General features: G+C 55.8%; 15 protein-coding genes. 14 read left to right on the forward strand and 1 reads right to left on the reverse strand.

The genetic code is table 11. From position 1 onward, the window contains the following. The first annotated feature begins 73 nt into the window (after positions 1-73). Genes C162_RS22320 through C162_RS22330 form a run of 3 tightly spaced genes read left to right on the forward strand, consistent with a single transcriptional unit; the run spans position 74 to position 3,736 of the window. Positions 74-2,140 (forward strand): BglG family transcription antiterminator, encoded by a 2,067-nt coding sequence (locus tag C162_RS22320; RefSeq protein WP_036697902.1) that lies wholly within the window; start codon positions 74-76, stop codon positions 2,138-2,140. 16 nt (positions 2,141-2,156) lie between these two features. After that, entirely contained in the window at positions 2,157-2,591 is a 435-nt protein-coding gene (locus tag C162_RS22325) for a PTS sugar transporter subunit IIA (RefSeq protein ID WP_036697905.1), read from the forward strand. Continuing rightward, on the forward strand, positions 2,591-3,736 hold the full coding sequence (locus tag C162_RS22330) for a mannitol-1-phosphate 5-dehydrogenase (RefSeq protein WP_036697908.1): 1,146 nt from the start codon (positions 2,591-2,593) through the stop codon (positions 3,734-3,736). The genes C162_RS22325 and C162_RS22330 overlap by 1 nt, the downstream gene beginning before the upstream one ends. 148 nt (positions 3,737-3,884) lie before the next feature. Here the strand turns inward: C162_RS22330 and C162_RS22335 are convergent, their stop codons facing one another. Continuing rightward, positions 3,885-4,958, reverse strand: a complete 1,074-nt coding sequence (locus C162_RS22335; RefSeq protein WP_036697912.1) for a M42 family metallopeptidase — start codon at positions 4,956-4,958, stop codon at positions 3,885-3,887. A gap of 148 nt (positions 4,959-5,106) precedes the next feature. Between C162_RS22335 and C162_RS36115 the strand changes: the two genes are divergently transcribed. From C162_RS36115 to yhbY, 11 genes are all read left to right on the forward strand, one after another. Further along, positions 5,107-5,283, forward strand: coding sequence for a hypothetical protein (locus C162_RS36115; RefSeq protein WP_156949687.1), 177 nt, complete (start codon positions 5,107-5,109; stop codon positions 5,281-5,283). Between the two features lie 134 nt (positions 5,284-5,417). Further along, positions 5,418-5,915: a stage V sporulation protein AC gene (gene spoVAC / locus C162_RS22340; protein WP_036697915.1), complete on the forward strand. Its 498-nt coding sequence runs from the start codon at positions 5,418-5,420 to the stop codon at positions 5,913-5,915. A gap of 3 nt (positions 5,916-5,918) precedes the next feature. Further along, the gene (spoVAD, locus tag C162_RS22345) at positions 5,919-6,953 is read left to right on the forward strand and encodes a stage V sporulation protein AD (RefSeq protein WP_036697917.1); all 1,035 of its coding nucleotides are present in this window, start codon (positions 5,919-5,921) and stop codon (positions 6,951-6,953) included. Next, positions 6,950-7,300, forward strand: a complete 351-nt coding sequence (spoVAE, locus tag C162_RS22350; protein ID WP_036697920.1) for a stage V sporulation protein AE — start codon at positions 6,950-6,952, stop codon at positions 7,298-7,300. The genes spoVAD and spoVAE overlap by 4 nt, the downstream gene beginning before the upstream one ends. Before the next feature lie 221 nt (positions 7,301-7,521). Further along, positions 7,522-8,478: an AAA family ATPase gene (locus C162_RS22355; protein ID WP_036697922.1), complete on the forward strand. Its 957-nt coding sequence runs from the start codon at positions 7,522-7,524 to the stop codon at positions 8,476-8,478. 1 nt (position 8,479) lies between these two features. Beyond that, positions 8,480-9,730, forward strand: coding sequence for a DUF58 domain-containing protein (locus C162_RS22360; protein WP_036697924.1), 1,251 nt, complete (start codon positions 8,480-8,482; stop codon positions 9,728-9,730). After that, positions 9,727-11,970, forward strand: coding sequence for a DUF4129 domain-containing transglutaminase family protein (locus C162_RS22365; protein WP_036697927.1), 2,244 nt, complete (start codon positions 9,727-9,729; stop codon positions 11,968-11,970). The genes C162_RS22360 and C162_RS22365 overlap by 4 nt, the downstream gene beginning before the upstream one ends. A gap of 95 nt (positions 11,971-12,065) precedes the next feature. Next, positions 12,066-12,590 (forward strand): YqeG family HAD IIIA-type phosphatase, encoded by a 525-nt coding sequence (locus C162_RS22370; RefSeq protein WP_036697929.1) that lies wholly within the window; start codon positions 12,066-12,068, stop codon positions 12,588-12,590. Between the two features lie 8 nt (positions 12,591-12,598). Then, positions 12,599-13,720, forward strand: a complete 1,122-nt coding sequence (yqeH, locus tag C162_RS22375) for a ribosome biogenesis GTPase YqeH (protein ID WP_036697979.1) — start codon at positions 12,599-12,601, stop codon at positions 13,718-13,720. Positions 13,721-13,740: 20 nt separating this feature from the next. Continuing rightward, positions 13,741-14,619, forward strand: a complete 879-nt coding sequence (gene aroE, locus C162_RS22380) for a shikimate dehydrogenase (protein ID WP_036697931.1) — start codon at positions 13,741-13,743, stop codon at positions 14,617-14,619. A gap of 51 nt (positions 14,620-14,670) precedes the next feature. Beyond that, positions 14,671-14,964, forward strand: coding sequence for a ribosome assembly RNA-binding protein YhbY (gene yhbY, locus C162_RS22385; RefSeq protein ID WP_036697934.1), 294 nt, complete (start codon positions 14,671-14,673; stop codon positions 14,962-14,964). The last annotated feature ends 4 nt before the right edge of the window (positions 14,965-14,968 follow it).

Below are 14,968 nucleotides of genomic sequence, written 5' to 3' on the forward strand. Positions count from 1 at the left end.
GCTGAAACGGTACCGTCCTTCAAAAGGGCGGCAAAGCCGTTTCCACTTAATGCAAGGCGGAGGGTTAGCGGAAATGACGAAAATTACCGCCAGACAGCGCCAGATCCTGTGGCTTCTGCTCGAAGTAAGCGGAGAGATTACCGCTGTGAAAATTGCCGAGGCTACCGGGGTAAGCGTAAGAACCGTACACCGGGAGATGGAGGATATAGAGTCCGCAATTGAAAACTTTGGTCTTCATCTGATCAAAAAATCAGGCAAAGGTATTGGGTTGAGCGGCCCGGAGGCCGGTCTTGCGGAGCTGCGCCTGTTCCTGCGGGAAGAGAAGCCGGCGGATTATTCCGGCGAAGACCGCAAGGTATTCGAGCTCTGCGTTCTGCTGGAGGCGGAGGAGCCGGTGAAGCTGTTCACACTTGCGCATTCCCTTAAGGTTACAGTTGCTTCTATCAGCTATGATCTGGATGAACTGGAGCAGTGGGTCCGTAAGTTTGGGCTGGAGCTGGTCCGGAGAAGAGGCTATGGCGTAGAAATCACCGGCAGCGAGCTCGACAAGCGCCGGGCGATCGGCCGTTTAGCTGCAGAGCATCTGGATTTGTCTGATCTGGTCGGCCATGGTTCTCTGGCTGAGAGCAATCCGGCTTTTCGCGTGCTGCTGACTACAGTAGGTCAGGCTAAGCTCATGGAAGTAGAGAATACGTTGTGGGATATGGAATGGAAATGGACGGCGGAGCTGCCCGAAATTGTCTATATGGAAATGCTCCTGGCCCTTGCCGTCACTACCCGGCGGATTGAGCTTAGCCGGAGCATCGACAGCGGGGCGGAAGCAGGCTATTCCAGGGTGTCCGACCACCGGAACATTGCAGGAGCCGAGCGATTTGTGCAGCAGCTCGCAGAGGTGCTTGAGCTGAAGATTCCCCGGGTAGAGATTCTATATATTGCCGGGTTGTTCGACCGGGTTCAGGATTCCTTCTCCTCTTCGGGCTATGCTTACGGCGATATTGAATTAATGGAGATTGTTTACAAGCTGACCGAGAGCGTGGTCAAGCGGACGGGGCTGCCCTTTCAGAGCGACCGTTCCCTGCGCGAAGGTCTGCTGGAGCATATTGATCCGGCATTGAAGCGGATTCGGGAGGGCACACGTATCCGTAACCCGCTGCTCGGCCCGATCCGCAGGGATTACGAATATCTGTTCAACATCATCCGCGCAGCCGTAGAGGATATGCAGCTGGAGCCCCAGATCCCGGATGAAGAGATTGGATTTCTGGTCATGCATTTCGGAGCTTCCGCAGAGCGGCTGAACCAGCTAAGGCGCAACGTAAGAGCCATTCTGGTCTGTGCCAGCGGCCTCAGCTCCTCCCGGCTGCTAGCCACCCGGCTGACCAAGGAAATGCCGCAGATTGAGATTCTCGGCAACATCTCCTGGTATGAAGCGGCGCGCCTGCCGGATGAAGATTACGATCTGATTATATCTACCATTGATCTGCCGATTGATAAGGAGCGTTACATCAAGATTAGCCCCCTGCTCACAGCGGAGGAGATCGAAAAGCTGCTGAATTACATTCAGAATACGACGCTGCGGGAACGGGAGAAGGGGATGCCCAGTGAACCGGACCACGTGGTCCGGGAGGAAGCCTCGCTTGAACGGCTCAGGAGCTACAAGGGCATCCTGGATGAGATCGTCAGCTTGCTGGAGCGGTTCCGGTTCCATCCGATTGATAATAAGGGGATGGATCTGTCAGCGACGATAGTGGAGATGCTGGAGACGCTGAATGGAAACGGCGTGGTCGGGGATGCCGGTATTGTGCTGGAGCGTCTGCTCGAACGGGAGCGGATGACCAGCCAGGTGATCCCTGATACCGCACTGGCGCTGTTCCATACCAGAAGCAGCCATATTCACCTGTCATCGCTGACCCTGTACCGGCTCGATCAACCCGTAATTCTGGAGGGGGATACAGAGGTCAGAGTCATTCTGCTTATGCTGGCTCCGCGCAGACTCTCTAAGGAGAGCCTGGAGGTGCTCAGCGAGATCAGTGCACTGCTGCTGAACTCCGAGCTGGTTCAATTGCTGGAAGAGCGTTCAGAGTCAGAGATCCGGGGGTATTTATCCTCGGAGCTGCTGCATTTTTTCCAAAATAAATGTTGAAAGAGGGAGAAACCATATGAGTATCCTGTCAGAAAATAAAGTGATTATGCACGGTGCTGCCAACGATAAATACGAAGCCATCAAGATGGCGGGTAAGCTGCTGGTCGATGCAGGGCATGTAACGGAGGAATATGTTCCCAAGATGCTGGAGCGCGAGGAAGTAGTGTCCACGTATATGGGCGGCGGATTGGCTATTCCGCACGGTACTAAGGAAGCGCGGCCTTATATTAAGTCCACTGGGTTATCTATCATCCGCTTCCCGGACGGGGTGGATTTCGGCGGCGATGAGCCGGCGTTTGTTGTCATCGGCATTGCAGCCGCAGGCGACGGACATATGGAGGTTCTGACGAACGTGGCGATGATTTTCACCGAGGATGATGCCATTGAACGCGTCATGAACGCTCCTACAGCTGCTGATGTCATTGCAATCTTCGAAGGAGGACTGGAGTAATGAAGGCGGTCCATTTCGGCGCGGGCAATATCGGCAGGGGCTTCATCGGGCTGCTGCTGTCGCAGGCGGGGTATGAAGTCACTTTTGTGGATGTGAATGAGGCCTTTGTTGCCCAGCTCAAGGAACGCGGGGAGTATCCGGTCACGCTGGCGAGCGACGGTCAGGAAACGGTCATCGTGAAGAATGTTACGGCTCTTAGCAGTGTAACGCATGCAGATGAAGTGGCGGCCGCCATTGCTGAAGCGGATCTGGTTACTACGGCGGTCGGCGTATCGATTCTGAAGCATATCGCAGGAACGGTGGCGGACGGCATCCGCCGGAGAGTAACTGTCTCCTCCGCACCGCTGCATGTGATCGCCTGCGAGAATGCAATTGGCGGCAGTGCGCAGCTCAAGGAACTGGTGTACGCGAAGCTGGATGAAGAGACCCGTGCGAAGGCTGAATCTTCAGTTGCTTTTCCTAACGCGGCAGTGGACCGGATCGTTCCGCTCCAGCAGCACGAGGATATTCTCAAGGTGGTCGTTGAGCCGTTCTATGAATGGGTGGTGGACGCCTCGCAGATGATCCCGGGCTATACGCCGGTTGAAGGGGTGCATTATGTAGAGAATCTGGAGCCGTATATTGAACGCAAGCTCTTCACTGTGAACACGGGCCACTGCTCTGCGGCGTACCTTGGTTTCCTGCAGGGCTACGAGACCATTCAGCAGGCTATGGCGGATGAGGCTTTAACGGCGAAGGTTCGTGAGGTGCTGGAGGAGACCGGCGCGGTGCTGGTCCAGAAGCATGGCTTCGATGCAGCGGAACACAGTAAGTATATCGATAAAATTCTGGAGCGCTTCCGCAATCCGGCGCTGACCGATGAGGTATCCCGTGTAGGGCGTTCGCCGCTGCGCAAGCTGTCACCGAGTGACCGTCTGGTATCCCCTGCAACACAGGCGTATGACAGAGGGCTGAGCTACACGGCGCTGACGCGTTCCATGGCAGGTGCGCTGCTGTTCAAGGCGGGGGATGACCCCGAAGCGGTAGAGCTGCAAGCTGCAATCGCGGAGCTTGGAGCAGAAGCCGCACTGACGAAGTACACGGGGCTTGCTGCGGATCACAAGGTTCATCAGTCTGCGATGGAGCAATACTCGAAGCTGAGCTAATAACATAAAAATACAGCCGCAAGGAAAGCCTATAAGCTTATCCTTGCGGCTATTTGTGTTAGAAAGAAAAGACTTTATATGTTCTGGGGTCCCCGCAAAGTGCCTGAATAGGCTTCGGAGCTAAAGCCCCACTTTGTGGGGAGGTTGTCTAGCTGTTCTCCAGAATCGTCTGCAGTGTCGTGCGGTCCAGTCCTTGCACCAGCTTAATCAGCAGCTCTTTGGCTGCCGCATAATCATCACTGTGGATGATCGAGGTTGCCGTGTGGATGTAGCGGGAGCAGATGCCGATCACTGCTGAAGGAATGCCGATTCCGCTGAGATGCACCTGACCCGCATCCGTTCCTCCCTGGGAGACGAAATACTGGTACTTGATCTTATGAGTATCAGCCGTATCCTGTACGTATTCAATCAGTCCCCGGTGGGTAATCATCGTCGGGTCAAAAATACGCAGCAGCGCGCCCTGGCCCAGATGGCCGAAGGCCTGGCGGTCGCCGGTCATATCGGCAGCGGCGCTGGCGTCCAGCCCGAAGAAAATATCCGGGGCCAGCAGATTGGCGGCCGTCCGGGCACCGCGCAGCCCGACCTCTTCCTGAACGGTAGCCCCGCAGTAGAGCGTATTCGGCAAGGCTTGTCCATGCAGTTCCTTCATTAATTCAATAGCCAGTCCGACACCGTAGCGGTTGTCCCAGGCCTTGGCCATAATCTTCTTCGGATTGGCGAGCGGAGTGAACGGGCAAACCGGTACGACCTGCTGTCCGGGAGCTACACCGAAGCTCTGCGCCTCCTCACGGCTGTCTGCGCCGATATCGATATACATCTTACTGATCTCTCCGGCCTTGCCGCGTTCATCCGCGCTCAGCAGGTGGATGGGTGTACTGCCGACCACGCCGTTCAGCGTACCCTTCGGCGTAATAATCTGCAGGCGCTGTGAGGCCACGGCCGAAGCCAGCCATCCTCCCAGCGGTGTGAAGCGGATCATCCCGTTGTCTGTAATGCCGGTAACCATGAAGCCTACCTCATCGAAATGGCCGGCGACCATAATCTTGGGACCGTTAGCTTCACCGCGCATTACGCCGAACAGGCTGCCAAGGCGGTCCTGTACGAATTCATCCGTATAAGGCGTCATAGCCTCCTTGACATAAGCGCGCAGTTCGCGCTCGAAGCCGGAGGCTGAGGGGAATTCTGTTAAGGTTTTGAACAATTCAAGGGTGTCTGTATTCATACATATATCGCTCCTTTATGTCATCTAGTATGAACATTCTTACGCCGCTTGTCCATGCCGGAAGAGCAAATGAACACAGAGACTCCCTGTGCGAATACTATACGGTAAGGGCTCTGCAGGCAGGAGCCGGAGAAAGGAAGCGAGGAGAATGTGGCTCTCGGGGAGTGTAGCCCAGGCAGGCAGCCGGAGCGGATTCCGCAAAGTGCCGGTCCGCCGGCAGAGCTTGCCCAGGCGGTGCCGCCGCCGGTACGGGCGGGAGAATGAGGCGGTACTGATCCTGGTGCTGTTTTTGCTGCTGATTGTTGTGCTGTTTTATTTTTCCTGAGCAGGAGGGACATAACGGGGCCGCCTGAAGTGAACAATAAGAAAAACTCAATTCCGCATAACACGAAGGGACGGGACTGCAGCTTACCCGCTGACCGTTCCCTTTCGTATCTATCAGTTCAGGGGGTGTCTGCATTGCCGGCAAAAACAAAAAAGTCAGGCGTCAAGCTGAACCTTGACGGTCTGACCCCGAAGTCTTATCAGGAATTGGCCAAGCCTCATGTACCATCCCGTCCCATATTCAAAAACTGTATGCGTGCCTTCCTCTCTGGAGGTCTCATCTGTGTGCTTGGGCAAGGCATCCAGGAAGCGTTCATGGCGATATTCGATATGACCTCCCGGGAGGCGGCAAGCCCGACAGTAGCCATTCTGATTCTGCTCTCCGTCATATTGACCAGCTTCGGGGTGTATGACAAGCTCGCCCAATGGTGCGGTGCCGGCACAGCAGTGCCGGTCACAGGATTCGCCAACAGCATGTGCTCCGCCGCGCTGGAGCACCGGGCTGAAGGGCTGGTGCTGGGTGTGGGCGGGAACATGTTCAAGCTGGCCGGGTCGGTTATTGTGTTCGGCGTCGTTGCTGCTTTTATCGTGGGTGTAGTGTATGCCGTTATGGGCTGGGGAGGTGCACATTAAACGATGAAGCAACTCGGCAAACAGACTTGGGAATTTACGAACCGTCCGGTGATCCTTGGGACCTCCGCAGTGGTGGGACCCGAAGAGGGGGAAGGGCCGCTGGCCTCAAGCTTCGACTTTGTCTACGATTCACTGGAAATGGGCGAGAAAACATGGGAGAAGGCAGAACGCGCTTTATTTGAAAAAGCTGCCAAGCTTGCCCTGATGAATGCGAATCTGGAGCAGGAGAAGCTGGAGTTCTTCGTCGGCGGGGATCTGATGAATCAGATCATCAGCAGCTCCTTCGCCGCACGCAAGCTTGGCGTGCCTTACCTCGGGGTGTTCGGTGCCTGCTCCACCTCGATGGAGAGCCTGGCCATCGCCTCCATGATCGTGGATTCCGGCGGCGGCAAGTACGTGCTGGCCGGCACATCCAGCCACAACTGTACGGTGGAGAAGCAGTTCCGCTACCCGACAGAGTACGGCTCGCAGAAGCCGCCCACCGCCCAGTACACTGTAACAGGCTCTGGCTGTGCAGTGGTAGGCGTGAACGATGGGACGGTTCAAGGGCCCCATGTGGTGTATGCAACGCTTGGGCGCATCATGGACCTGGGGCTGAAAGATCCGTTCAATATGGGAACCGCTATGGCCCCGGCAGCCGCCGATACGATTACGGCACATTTCCGGGACACGGGGCTGTCGCCCGGTCATTATGATCTGATTGTTACAGGCGATCTGGCTTCCATCGGATTGCCGATTGCCAAGGATTTGCTGGCCAAGGAAGGCATCCCGATGGAGGAGACGGTCTTCAATGACTGCGGCTTGATGATCTATGATCTGGACAAGCAGAAATATGTCATAGCCGGAGGAAGCGGCTGCGGCTGCTCTGCCACAGTCACCTACGGGCATATTATGGGCCGGCTGAAGAAGGGAGAATTGAAGCGGGTACTGATCGTAGCGACTGGAGCGCTTTTGTCGCCGCTGTCTTATCAACAAGGGGAGAGTATTCCGTGCGTAGCCCATGCGGTAGCTCTGGAGAGTGGAGGTGAAGGAGCATGATATATTTATGGGCTTTTCTGGTCGGGGGTGCGATATGCGTGATCGGCCAGCTGATGTTCGATGTGCTGAAGCTGACCCCGGCCCATACTATGAGTACGCTGGTGGTACTTGGTGCGGCTGCCGACGCTTTTGGCATCTACGATCCGCTCGTGAAATTCGCTGGAGCAGGAGCCAGTGTGCCCATTACCAGCTTCGGGAATTCGTTGGTCCACGGGGCGCTGACTGAACTGGAGCGCGATGGCTGGGTCGGCGTCGTCACCGGGATTTTCGATGTGACCAGCGCCGGGATTTCCTCGGCGATTGTCTTCTCTTTCCTGGCGGCGCTGGTGGTCCGGCCGAAGGGGTAACTGACGGTGGATAGATCGTCAATAGATATGTCAATTCCGGGATCGCCTAGAGCGGTCCCTTTTTATATGAAGGGGGGTTGCGCCGCCTGATGCGGGTTTCTTTTGGACAAATCTAGCATGCGACTCTACAAATTCACTTGGCCTAACATGTACTTTCGGTACTCCTATCATGTAAAATGTATATATTACTGCTTATTCTGATATAGGAGGGTTTAATATACATGCCCGTACGTCAAGAATCTACGCAAATAATGAACGCTGTCCGCACTAATTTGGAATCCTGTATTCTTGGTAAAAGCTTTGAAATAGAACTGCTGCTGACTGCCCTGTTAGCAGGCGGACATGTCCTGATTGAGGATGTTCCCGGGACTGGCAAAACCCAGCTGATCCGCGCGCTCTCCCGGTCGATGTCCGGCGAATACCGGCGTATTCAGTGTAACCCGGATATTCTTCCGAGTGATATTACCGGTGTATCCGTCTATCATCCGCGCGATGAGATGTTTCACTTCCGCCCGGGCCCGGTGATGACCAATATTCTGCTGGCCGATGAGATCAACCGGGCGACCACCAAGACCCAGTCCGCACTGCTTGAGGTAATGGAGGAACGCAATGTTACGGTCGATGGAGAGACCTATCCCCTTCCGCATCCGTTCATGCTCTGCGCGACCCAGAATCCGATAGATTTCGAGGGAACCTATACCCTTCCCGAAGCTCAGCTGGACCGCTTCATGCTGCGGATCAGCCTGGGCTACCCGGATGCAGACACCGAGAAGAACCTGCTGCGTACCCATCAGCAGGGCCAGCCGGTGGACAGGCTGGCTCCCGTAACCAGCATGGAGACGATCGCCGCCATTCAGGAGGAGATCCGCGATGTGTTCATCAGCGAGCCGGTGCTGAACTACCTGCTGGATGTGGTCCGACAGACGCGGGTGCATCCGCTGGTGCTGCTGGGCGCCAGCCCCCGGGCATCGTTATCGTTCATGATGGCCTGCAAGGCCTACGCTTTTCTCCAGGAACGGGATTATGTGCTGCCTGATGATGTGAAGACCCTGACCCCGTATGCGCTGGGACACCGTATCCTGCTGCGGCCGGAATCACGCCTGGATAACGTCAGCATGGACTCCCTGCTCCAGAAGCTGCTTCAGAGCATTAACGTGCCTGTAACCATGAGGCAATAAGATGAGGGCCTTACTTACGCGGGCTGCCGCTGCGGTTCAGCTGAGGAAGTTCACGGGCGTTCTGGCCATTTGGGTCATCACACTCTTATACGTGCTGTTTCAGGGCGGCAAAACCTCCTTCATGCTGTTCATTATGGTCTCTGTTCTCATTCTGTATCTGTTCATTGGCGGCCTTGAAGGAGTCCGGCGGACCAGAGGCACACGCAGCTTCTATTCCGAACAGGATAAGCCGGACCTGCTATATGCCGGGGGCTTTCTAAAGGTGAAGCTGGAAGTGACCATTCCGGGATTTCTGCCTTTGCCCTACGTGATCGTAAGGGAAATTCTGAAGCGCCATAACGGAGAGTCCTGGGTATTCGAGGAGAGCCTGATTCCGAACATGGGCGGACGGGGCGAGCTGCTGTTCCAGACGCCGCTGCTGGAGCGGGGCCGTTATTCTTTTGAGAATACGGATATTCTCAGCGAGGACATCTTCGGTCTGATGGAGCACAAGGGAACCTTCAAGGCAGAAGGCCAGTTCCGGGTGATGCCCCGGGCTGTCGTAGTGCCGCGCTGGCAGCTATACGAGCGCAAGGCGCGCCTGTCGGGGCCGCAGGTATCGCTGCTTCAGTCACGGCGTGAGACCACGCAGATCAACGGTGTGCGTGATTATGTCTACGGCGACCGGCTGACGCGCATTCACTGGAATGCAACGGCGAAGACCGGTGAGTGGAAGTCCAAGGAATTCGAGCATGAATCCGTTCCCAGAACCATTCTGGTGCTGGACGGTACCTCCAGCGGCTATTACAACTCCGCACAATTCGAGCTGGCGGTCTCGGTCACGGCTTCTCTCCTCGGCTTCGGCATCCGGGAGCGGATCGGCATTGGAATGTGCTGTCTGGATAAGCATACGAAGGTGTTCAGTCCGGCGGAAGGCAATGCCGAGCGGCAAAAGATGATTCAGTATTTGATAGACATCAACGCGGAAGGTAAGGGGCCGCTGATTAACAGGCTGGAGAGTGTCCAGCGGCTGTTCCCCAAGGGGTCGTATTTCGTACTGATCAGTCCGCAGAGCGGCAGAGTGGTGCTGGATACGCTGCACTGGGCGGAGAACCGGGGGATGACGCCTTCCCATATTCATATTCTTCATCCTTCCGGGAAATACCGGGCCGGTGAGTGGCAGAATATTCTGCACTCGCATGGCGTTACCGGACATAGCATCAGCACACTTCAGGAGCTTCCTGCGGTACTTGGAGGTGATTCTGTCCGATGAAGCACTGGTTCCAGGCGATACGTTCCTCTTGGCATCACGGGCTGACGCTGCTATGGCTAAGCATTATCGCTATGCAGTGGGTGTCCTATACGGTGCCCTTCTGGCTGCAGGAGACCACCGTTTCTGTGGCGCTAACCCTGCTGGCCGTTACAGCTATTGAAATTATTTTTCCGTTCAAAAATGTGTACCGCATTCTGCTGGAAGGCGCGGCAGTGGTATTTATCGTATACAACGTGATTATCAGTTACGGCATTTACATTCCTGATCCTCTGCTGCCGGCATTTCTTGACCGGCTGCCGGGGATAACGGTATCGATGAATCCGTACATCTGGTTTGCGCTGGGGGCTTGGGCGCTGCTGCTTGTGTCCGCCTGGTGGGTGAACAGCAAGGCACGGATTCTGATGTTCATCGCGGCGAATATCACAGCCTTCGCCGCGCTGGATTCATTCACGACAGCGGTAATGTGGCAGGAGGTAGCCTGGACGGTCTTTGCCGGTATGGGCTGGCTGGTCACGCGGCATCTTAGGAATTTCCAGCTGCATTATCCGCGCGGCTGGACCTATATGCTGAGGTACCCGATGAAGGTTGCCTTGAATATAGCGATTATTTTCTCACTGGTCATCCTTGCCGGGGTGAACATGCCTGGCGTGCGTCCAACCTTGACCGACCCGTATACCGCCTGGCAAAAGTGGAACGGTAACTCGGTCTCGTCCAGACCCTCCTCCGGGGGCGGGGACAGCGGAAGCGGCGGGTCAGCGGCGAACGCGACGACTTCGGGCTACAGCCTGAACGATGACAATCTGGGCGGGGGCTTCAATTTCGATTATTCGCCGGTCATGCAAGTGACCTCCGATCTGCGCACCTATATGCGCGGCGAGATCCGCAGCGTGTATTCGGGCAAAGGCTGGACAGATGATGATACCTCCGGCCGGGGAAAACATAACGAAGTCCAGGTGGGCGAGCCGCTGGAGCGCGCTGCCGCTTCCAAGACAGAGACCCGTACGCTCAAGCAGACCGTCAAGCTGCTCGGAGGGAACAGTTATCCGGTTCTGTTCGGCGGCTATTCGATCTCGGGGGTAGACTCGGTGGACGGGCAGGAACAGAGCAGCGGCTTGGCCTGGCGGAGTGAAGACAGTGAACTGCTGTGGAATCCCGGAGGCAAGACGAGGGCTTACCCGCAGACCTATGTGGTAACCTCGGAGGTGCCGGTGGTTCCCCTTAAGGAACTGAGCATGCAGACCTTCGAGCAGCTCTACAGTAATAAGAATATCGATCCGCAGTATCTTCAGCTCCCGGATAACTATCCTGAGCGGGTGAGCGCGCTGGCCAAGGAGATTACGGCGAGAGCGCAGACGCCTTACGAGAAGACGATTCTGCTGCAGCAATATCTGCAAGCTTCCTTCCCTTACACGAATCAGCCGGATACCTCACGGGCCAGAAGTAAGGATATGGTCGAGAGCTTCCTGTTTGAGATCAAGGAAGGATACTGTGATTACTATTCCACGGCGCTTGTCACCATGGCGAGGTCACTGGATATACCAGCCCGCTGGGTGAAGGGGTATGCTCCCGGGGAGCAGGCCGAGATTCCGGATAGCGTAATGATCCAACAGAGCGCTGCCGGTTATGTGAACAATAACTACACGATTACCAATGCGGATGCCCACTCCTGGGCCGAAATTTATTTCGGCGATTACGGATGGGTGCCTGTTGAGGCAACGCCCGGCTTCGATGTTCCGGTGCTGACGCAGAGTGAGCAGGATAATCCGGATCAGCCCGAAGTTCAGGAAGAGGAGCCGGAAGAGCTTGAACCGGCGGCATCGGGACAGACGGACAAGTCTGCCGGGTTCCATCCCGGCACCTGGGCTGTGGCTGGAGCAGCCGCTGTACTCCTGCTCTGGATCGTATTCCTGATCTGGCAGCGCCGGCTGAGCCTGCGCTTCCTGATTACCCGTATGCGTCTAGGTGGTCAGCCGACTCCGGCGCAAAAAGTTGTTGCAGAAACGGAGCGCTGGGTAAGGTATATGCGCAGGAAGGGTATGCTGAAGAAAGAGCATGAGACCCTGCGCGAATCCGTGGCACGGTGGAGCGTGGAACGCCCGCAAGCTGCGGGTAGTCTTGCTGCACTGCTGAAGATGTTCGAGCGGGCGAATTACAGCCCTCAGGTTATTGAAGACAAAGACTGGCACAGCGTGTATACTGAAGCTTTGCGGCTGCGAAAAAGCATGAAGTCCGGCAAGTAATGCCCCATGGTGATGAAATGCTGCCGGACCCTGTTTTTTTTGCAGTCCTATAGCGCCGGGTAACAAGTTTCCTGTATGAAAATGAGGTGAAGGTATTGTTTGAAAGATTAGTCCCCAAGCTCCGGGTAAACACGGTGTTTGATATCGCTCTGGAGGAGCTATACCGCCAAGGCTACCGGGGAATTATTACGGATCTGGATAATACGCTGGTCGGCGCCAAGGCGCCGCTGGCTACTCCTGAGCTGCTGCTCTGGTTCGCTAAGGTGAAGGAGCTGGGCTTCAAGCTTGTGATTGTATCCAACAACAATATGGACCGGGTGTCGCGTTTTGCTACCCCGCTGAATATTGAATTTGTACATCAGGCCAAGAAGCCCAGCAATTCCCCGTTCCTGCGGGCCATGAAGCTGATGGAGCTGGGACCGGAGCAGACGATTGTGGTCGGCGACCAGATGCTTACCGATGTATACGGCGGTAACCGGCTGGGTCTGTTCACGGTACTCGTGCTGCCCATCTCCGTCAAGGATGAAGGAATAGGAACAAGAATTAACCGCAGAGTGGAGCAGATTGCCTTGACCCGTCTGCGGAAGCAAGGATTGTGGCAAGAGGAGGATAAATCTTAATGAATGCAATGAACGATGAAAAGACGCGGCCAGAGAAATGCAGCGGCTGCGGCATTAAGCTCCAGAGCGTGGACAAGGAGCTTCCCGGCTATATCCCGGAGGTCGCCTTCGGGCGGGAGCCGGTAATTTGTCAGCGCTGCTTCCGGATCAAGAATTACAATGAAGCCTCATCCGTATCGGTGAATCAGGATGAATTCCTGAAGCTGTTAAGCGGAGTAGGGGAGAAGAATGCACTGGTGATCCATATTGTGGATCTGTTCGATTTCGAGGGCAGTCTGATTTCCGGGCTGCAGCGGTTTGTCGGCAATAATCAGGTCATCCTGGCGGTGAACAAGATCGATCTGCTGCCGAAGGTGACCAACTGGAACCGGCTGCGTAACTGGATGCAGCAGCGCTGCAAGGAAGAGGGGCTGCGCACGGCGGAGATCGTCCTGGTCAGCGCGAAGCGCAATCAGGGCTTCGACCGTCTGCTGGAGGCCGTTACCGAGATGCGCGGCCAGCGTGATGTATATGTCGTCGGGGCTACCAATGTAGGCAAGTCCACCTTGATTAACCGGCTGATCTCCGATTACAGTGACCTGGAAGAGGAGCTGACGACCTCCCGTTATCCGGGCACCACCCTCGATATGGTCAAAATCCCGCTGGATGACGGCCATTCCATCATTGATACGCCTGGGATCGTATACCCTTGGCGCTACAGTGAGCTGGTCGAGCGCAAGGATCTGGGCGCAGTGATGCCCGAGAATCCGCTCAAGCCTGCGGTCTACCAGCTGAATGAAGGCCAGTCTCTGTTCTTCGGCGGACTGGGACGCTTCGACTTCATTCAGGGGGAACGCCAGTCCTTCACCTGCTTCATCAGCGGCACCCTGAAGATTCACCGCACGAAGCTGGAGCGTGCAGATTCCCTGTACCAAGACCACCGGGGCGAGTTGTTGTCTCCGCCGGGAACTGCCGACATGGACAAGCTGCCGCAGTGGCAGCGCCATGAATTCCGTATCTCCAGGAATAGTGAGACCGACCTGTTCATCTCCGGTCTGGGCTGGATCAAGGTGAACGGTACAGCCGGAGCGGTAGTAGCTGTCCATGTGCCGCGCGGCGTCAAGGTGCTTACCCGTCCGTCGCTGATCTAATTGTACAGGAGGAAGGCGACATGACTGAGACAGGCAGGAACACGCAGAGTCACGGGGAACTCCTGCTGGGCGTGATGGGTGACCCGATTGCCCAGTCCAAATCCCCGCTGATGCACGGGGCAGCGCTCCAGGCGCTCGGTCTCTCTGGAGCTTATGTGCCGCTGCACATCACGCCGGACAAGCTGGGCGATGCGGTGCAGGCGATACGAACCCTTGGCTTCCGTGGCGTGAATGTAACGATTCCGCATAAGGTTGCCGTGATGCAGTATCTGGACCGGCTGGATTCAAGTGCGGTGGATGTCGGCGCAGTCAATACCATCGTCAATGACAATGGTATACTGACCGGCTTCAATACGGATGGAATCGGATATGTCCGCTCGCTTATGACAGAGGCTGTGCCGGATCTCACCGGCACCCGTATTCTGGTAATTGGAGCCGGCGGTGCGGCCAGAGGGATTGTCTCGGCGCTGCTGAAGGAGCAGCCGGCTTCGGTCCTGATTGTGAACCGTAATGAGGAACGGGCCCGTCAGCTGGCAGATAGCTTCAGCAGCCGGGGCAGCTTAACCGGAGCAGGGATGGATGCCGTTCCCGGCGTGCTTGGCAGCATGGATATTGTAATTAATACTACATCCGTAGGGATGTATCCGCATATGGAAGACATGCCGATCGATCCATCCGGGCTGCATGAAGGGATGATCGTCAGCGATCTGATCTATAATCCGTTGCATACCCGGCTGCTTACAGAGAGCCTGAAGCGCGGCTGCAGCGTTCACGGCGGGCTAGGTATGTTCGTCTACCAGGGCGCTTACGCCTTGGAGTACTGGACGGGACTTGAAGCTCCCGCAGCGATTATGCGTCAGACCATTGCGGATTGCCTCGGCCAGGTGCCGGGCAAATGATTTTCACTGAACAGGGTAATAATATATGTTAATTAAGGAGTTTTCACATTTATGTTAACAGGCAAACAAAAACGTTATCTTCGCTCTTTGGCTCATCATCTGGATGCTGTATTTCAGGTTGGCAAAGGCGGCGTAAACGATCATCTGATCCGTCACATTGAAGAAGCTATTGAGAAACGCGAGCTGATGAAGATCAGTGTACTGAATAACAACGCTGATGATCCCAAGGAAATTGGTGCCGCGCTTGCCGAGCAGTCCGGTTCGGAGCTTGTTCAGGTTATCGGCAAGACTATCGTTCTGTACAAGGAATCACGCGACAACAAAACGATTGAGCTTCCAAGATAGGAGG

Source organism: Paenibacillus sp. FSL R7-269, from assembly GCF_000517865.1.
Classification (GTDB): Bacteria; Bacillota; Bacilli; order Paenibacillales; family Paenibacillaceae; genus Paenibacillus_AQ.

What these genes read in the sequence shown, in the direction of transcription:
- spoVAD (WP_036697917.1), top strand. Translation starts at nt 5,919, where the DNA reads ATGAAGCAACTCGGCAAACAGACTTGGGAATTTACGAACCGTCCGGTG.
- yqeH (WP_036697979.1), top strand. Translation starts at nt 12,599, where the DNA reads ATGAACGATGAAAAGACGCGGCCAGAGAAATGCAGCGGCTGCGGCATT.
- C162_RS22330 (WP_036697908.1), top strand. Translation starts at nt 2,591, where the DNA reads ATGAAGGCGGTCCATTTCGGCGCGGGCAATATCGGCAGGGGCTTCATC.
- aroE (WP_036697931.1), top strand. Translation starts at nt 13,741, where the DNA reads ATGACTGAGACAGGCAGGAACACGCAGAGTCACGGGGAACTCCTGCTG.
- C162_RS22355 (WP_036697922.1), top strand. Translation starts at nt 7,522, where the DNA reads ATGCCCGTACGTCAAGAATCTACGCAAATAATGAACGCTGTCCGCACT.
- spoVAE (WP_036697920.1), top strand. Translation starts at nt 6,950, where the DNA reads ATGATATATTTATGGGCTTTTCTGGTCGGGGGTGCGATATGCGTGATC.
- C162_RS22365 (WP_036697927.1), top strand. Translation starts at nt 9,727, where the DNA reads ATGAAGCACTGGTTCCAGGCGATACGTTCCTCTTGGCATCACGGGCTG.
- C162_RS22335 (WP_036697912.1), bottom strand. Translation starts at nt 4,958, where the DNA reads ATGAATACAGACACCCTTGAATTGTTCAAAACCTTAACAGAATTCCCC.
- C162_RS22360 (WP_036697924.1), top strand. Translation starts at nt 8,480, where the DNA reads ATGAGGGCCTTACTTACGCGGGCTGCCGCTGCGGTTCAGCTGAGGAAG.
- C162_RS36115 (WP_156949687.1), top strand. Translation starts at nt 5,107, where the DNA reads ATGTGGCTCTCGGGGAGTGTAGCCCAGGCAGGCAGCCGGAGCGGATTC.
- C162_RS22325 (WP_036697905.1), top strand. Translation starts at nt 2,157, where the DNA reads ATGAGTATCCTGTCAGAAAATAAAGTGATTATGCACGGTGCTGCCAAC.
- C162_RS22320 (WP_036697902.1), top strand. Translation starts at nt 74, where the DNA reads ATGACGAAAATTACCGCCAGACAGCGCCAGATCCTGTGGCTTCTGCTC.
- yhbY (WP_036697934.1), top strand. Translation starts at nt 14,671, where the DNA reads ATGTTAACAGGCAAACAAAAACGTTATCTTCGCTCTTTGGCTCATCAT.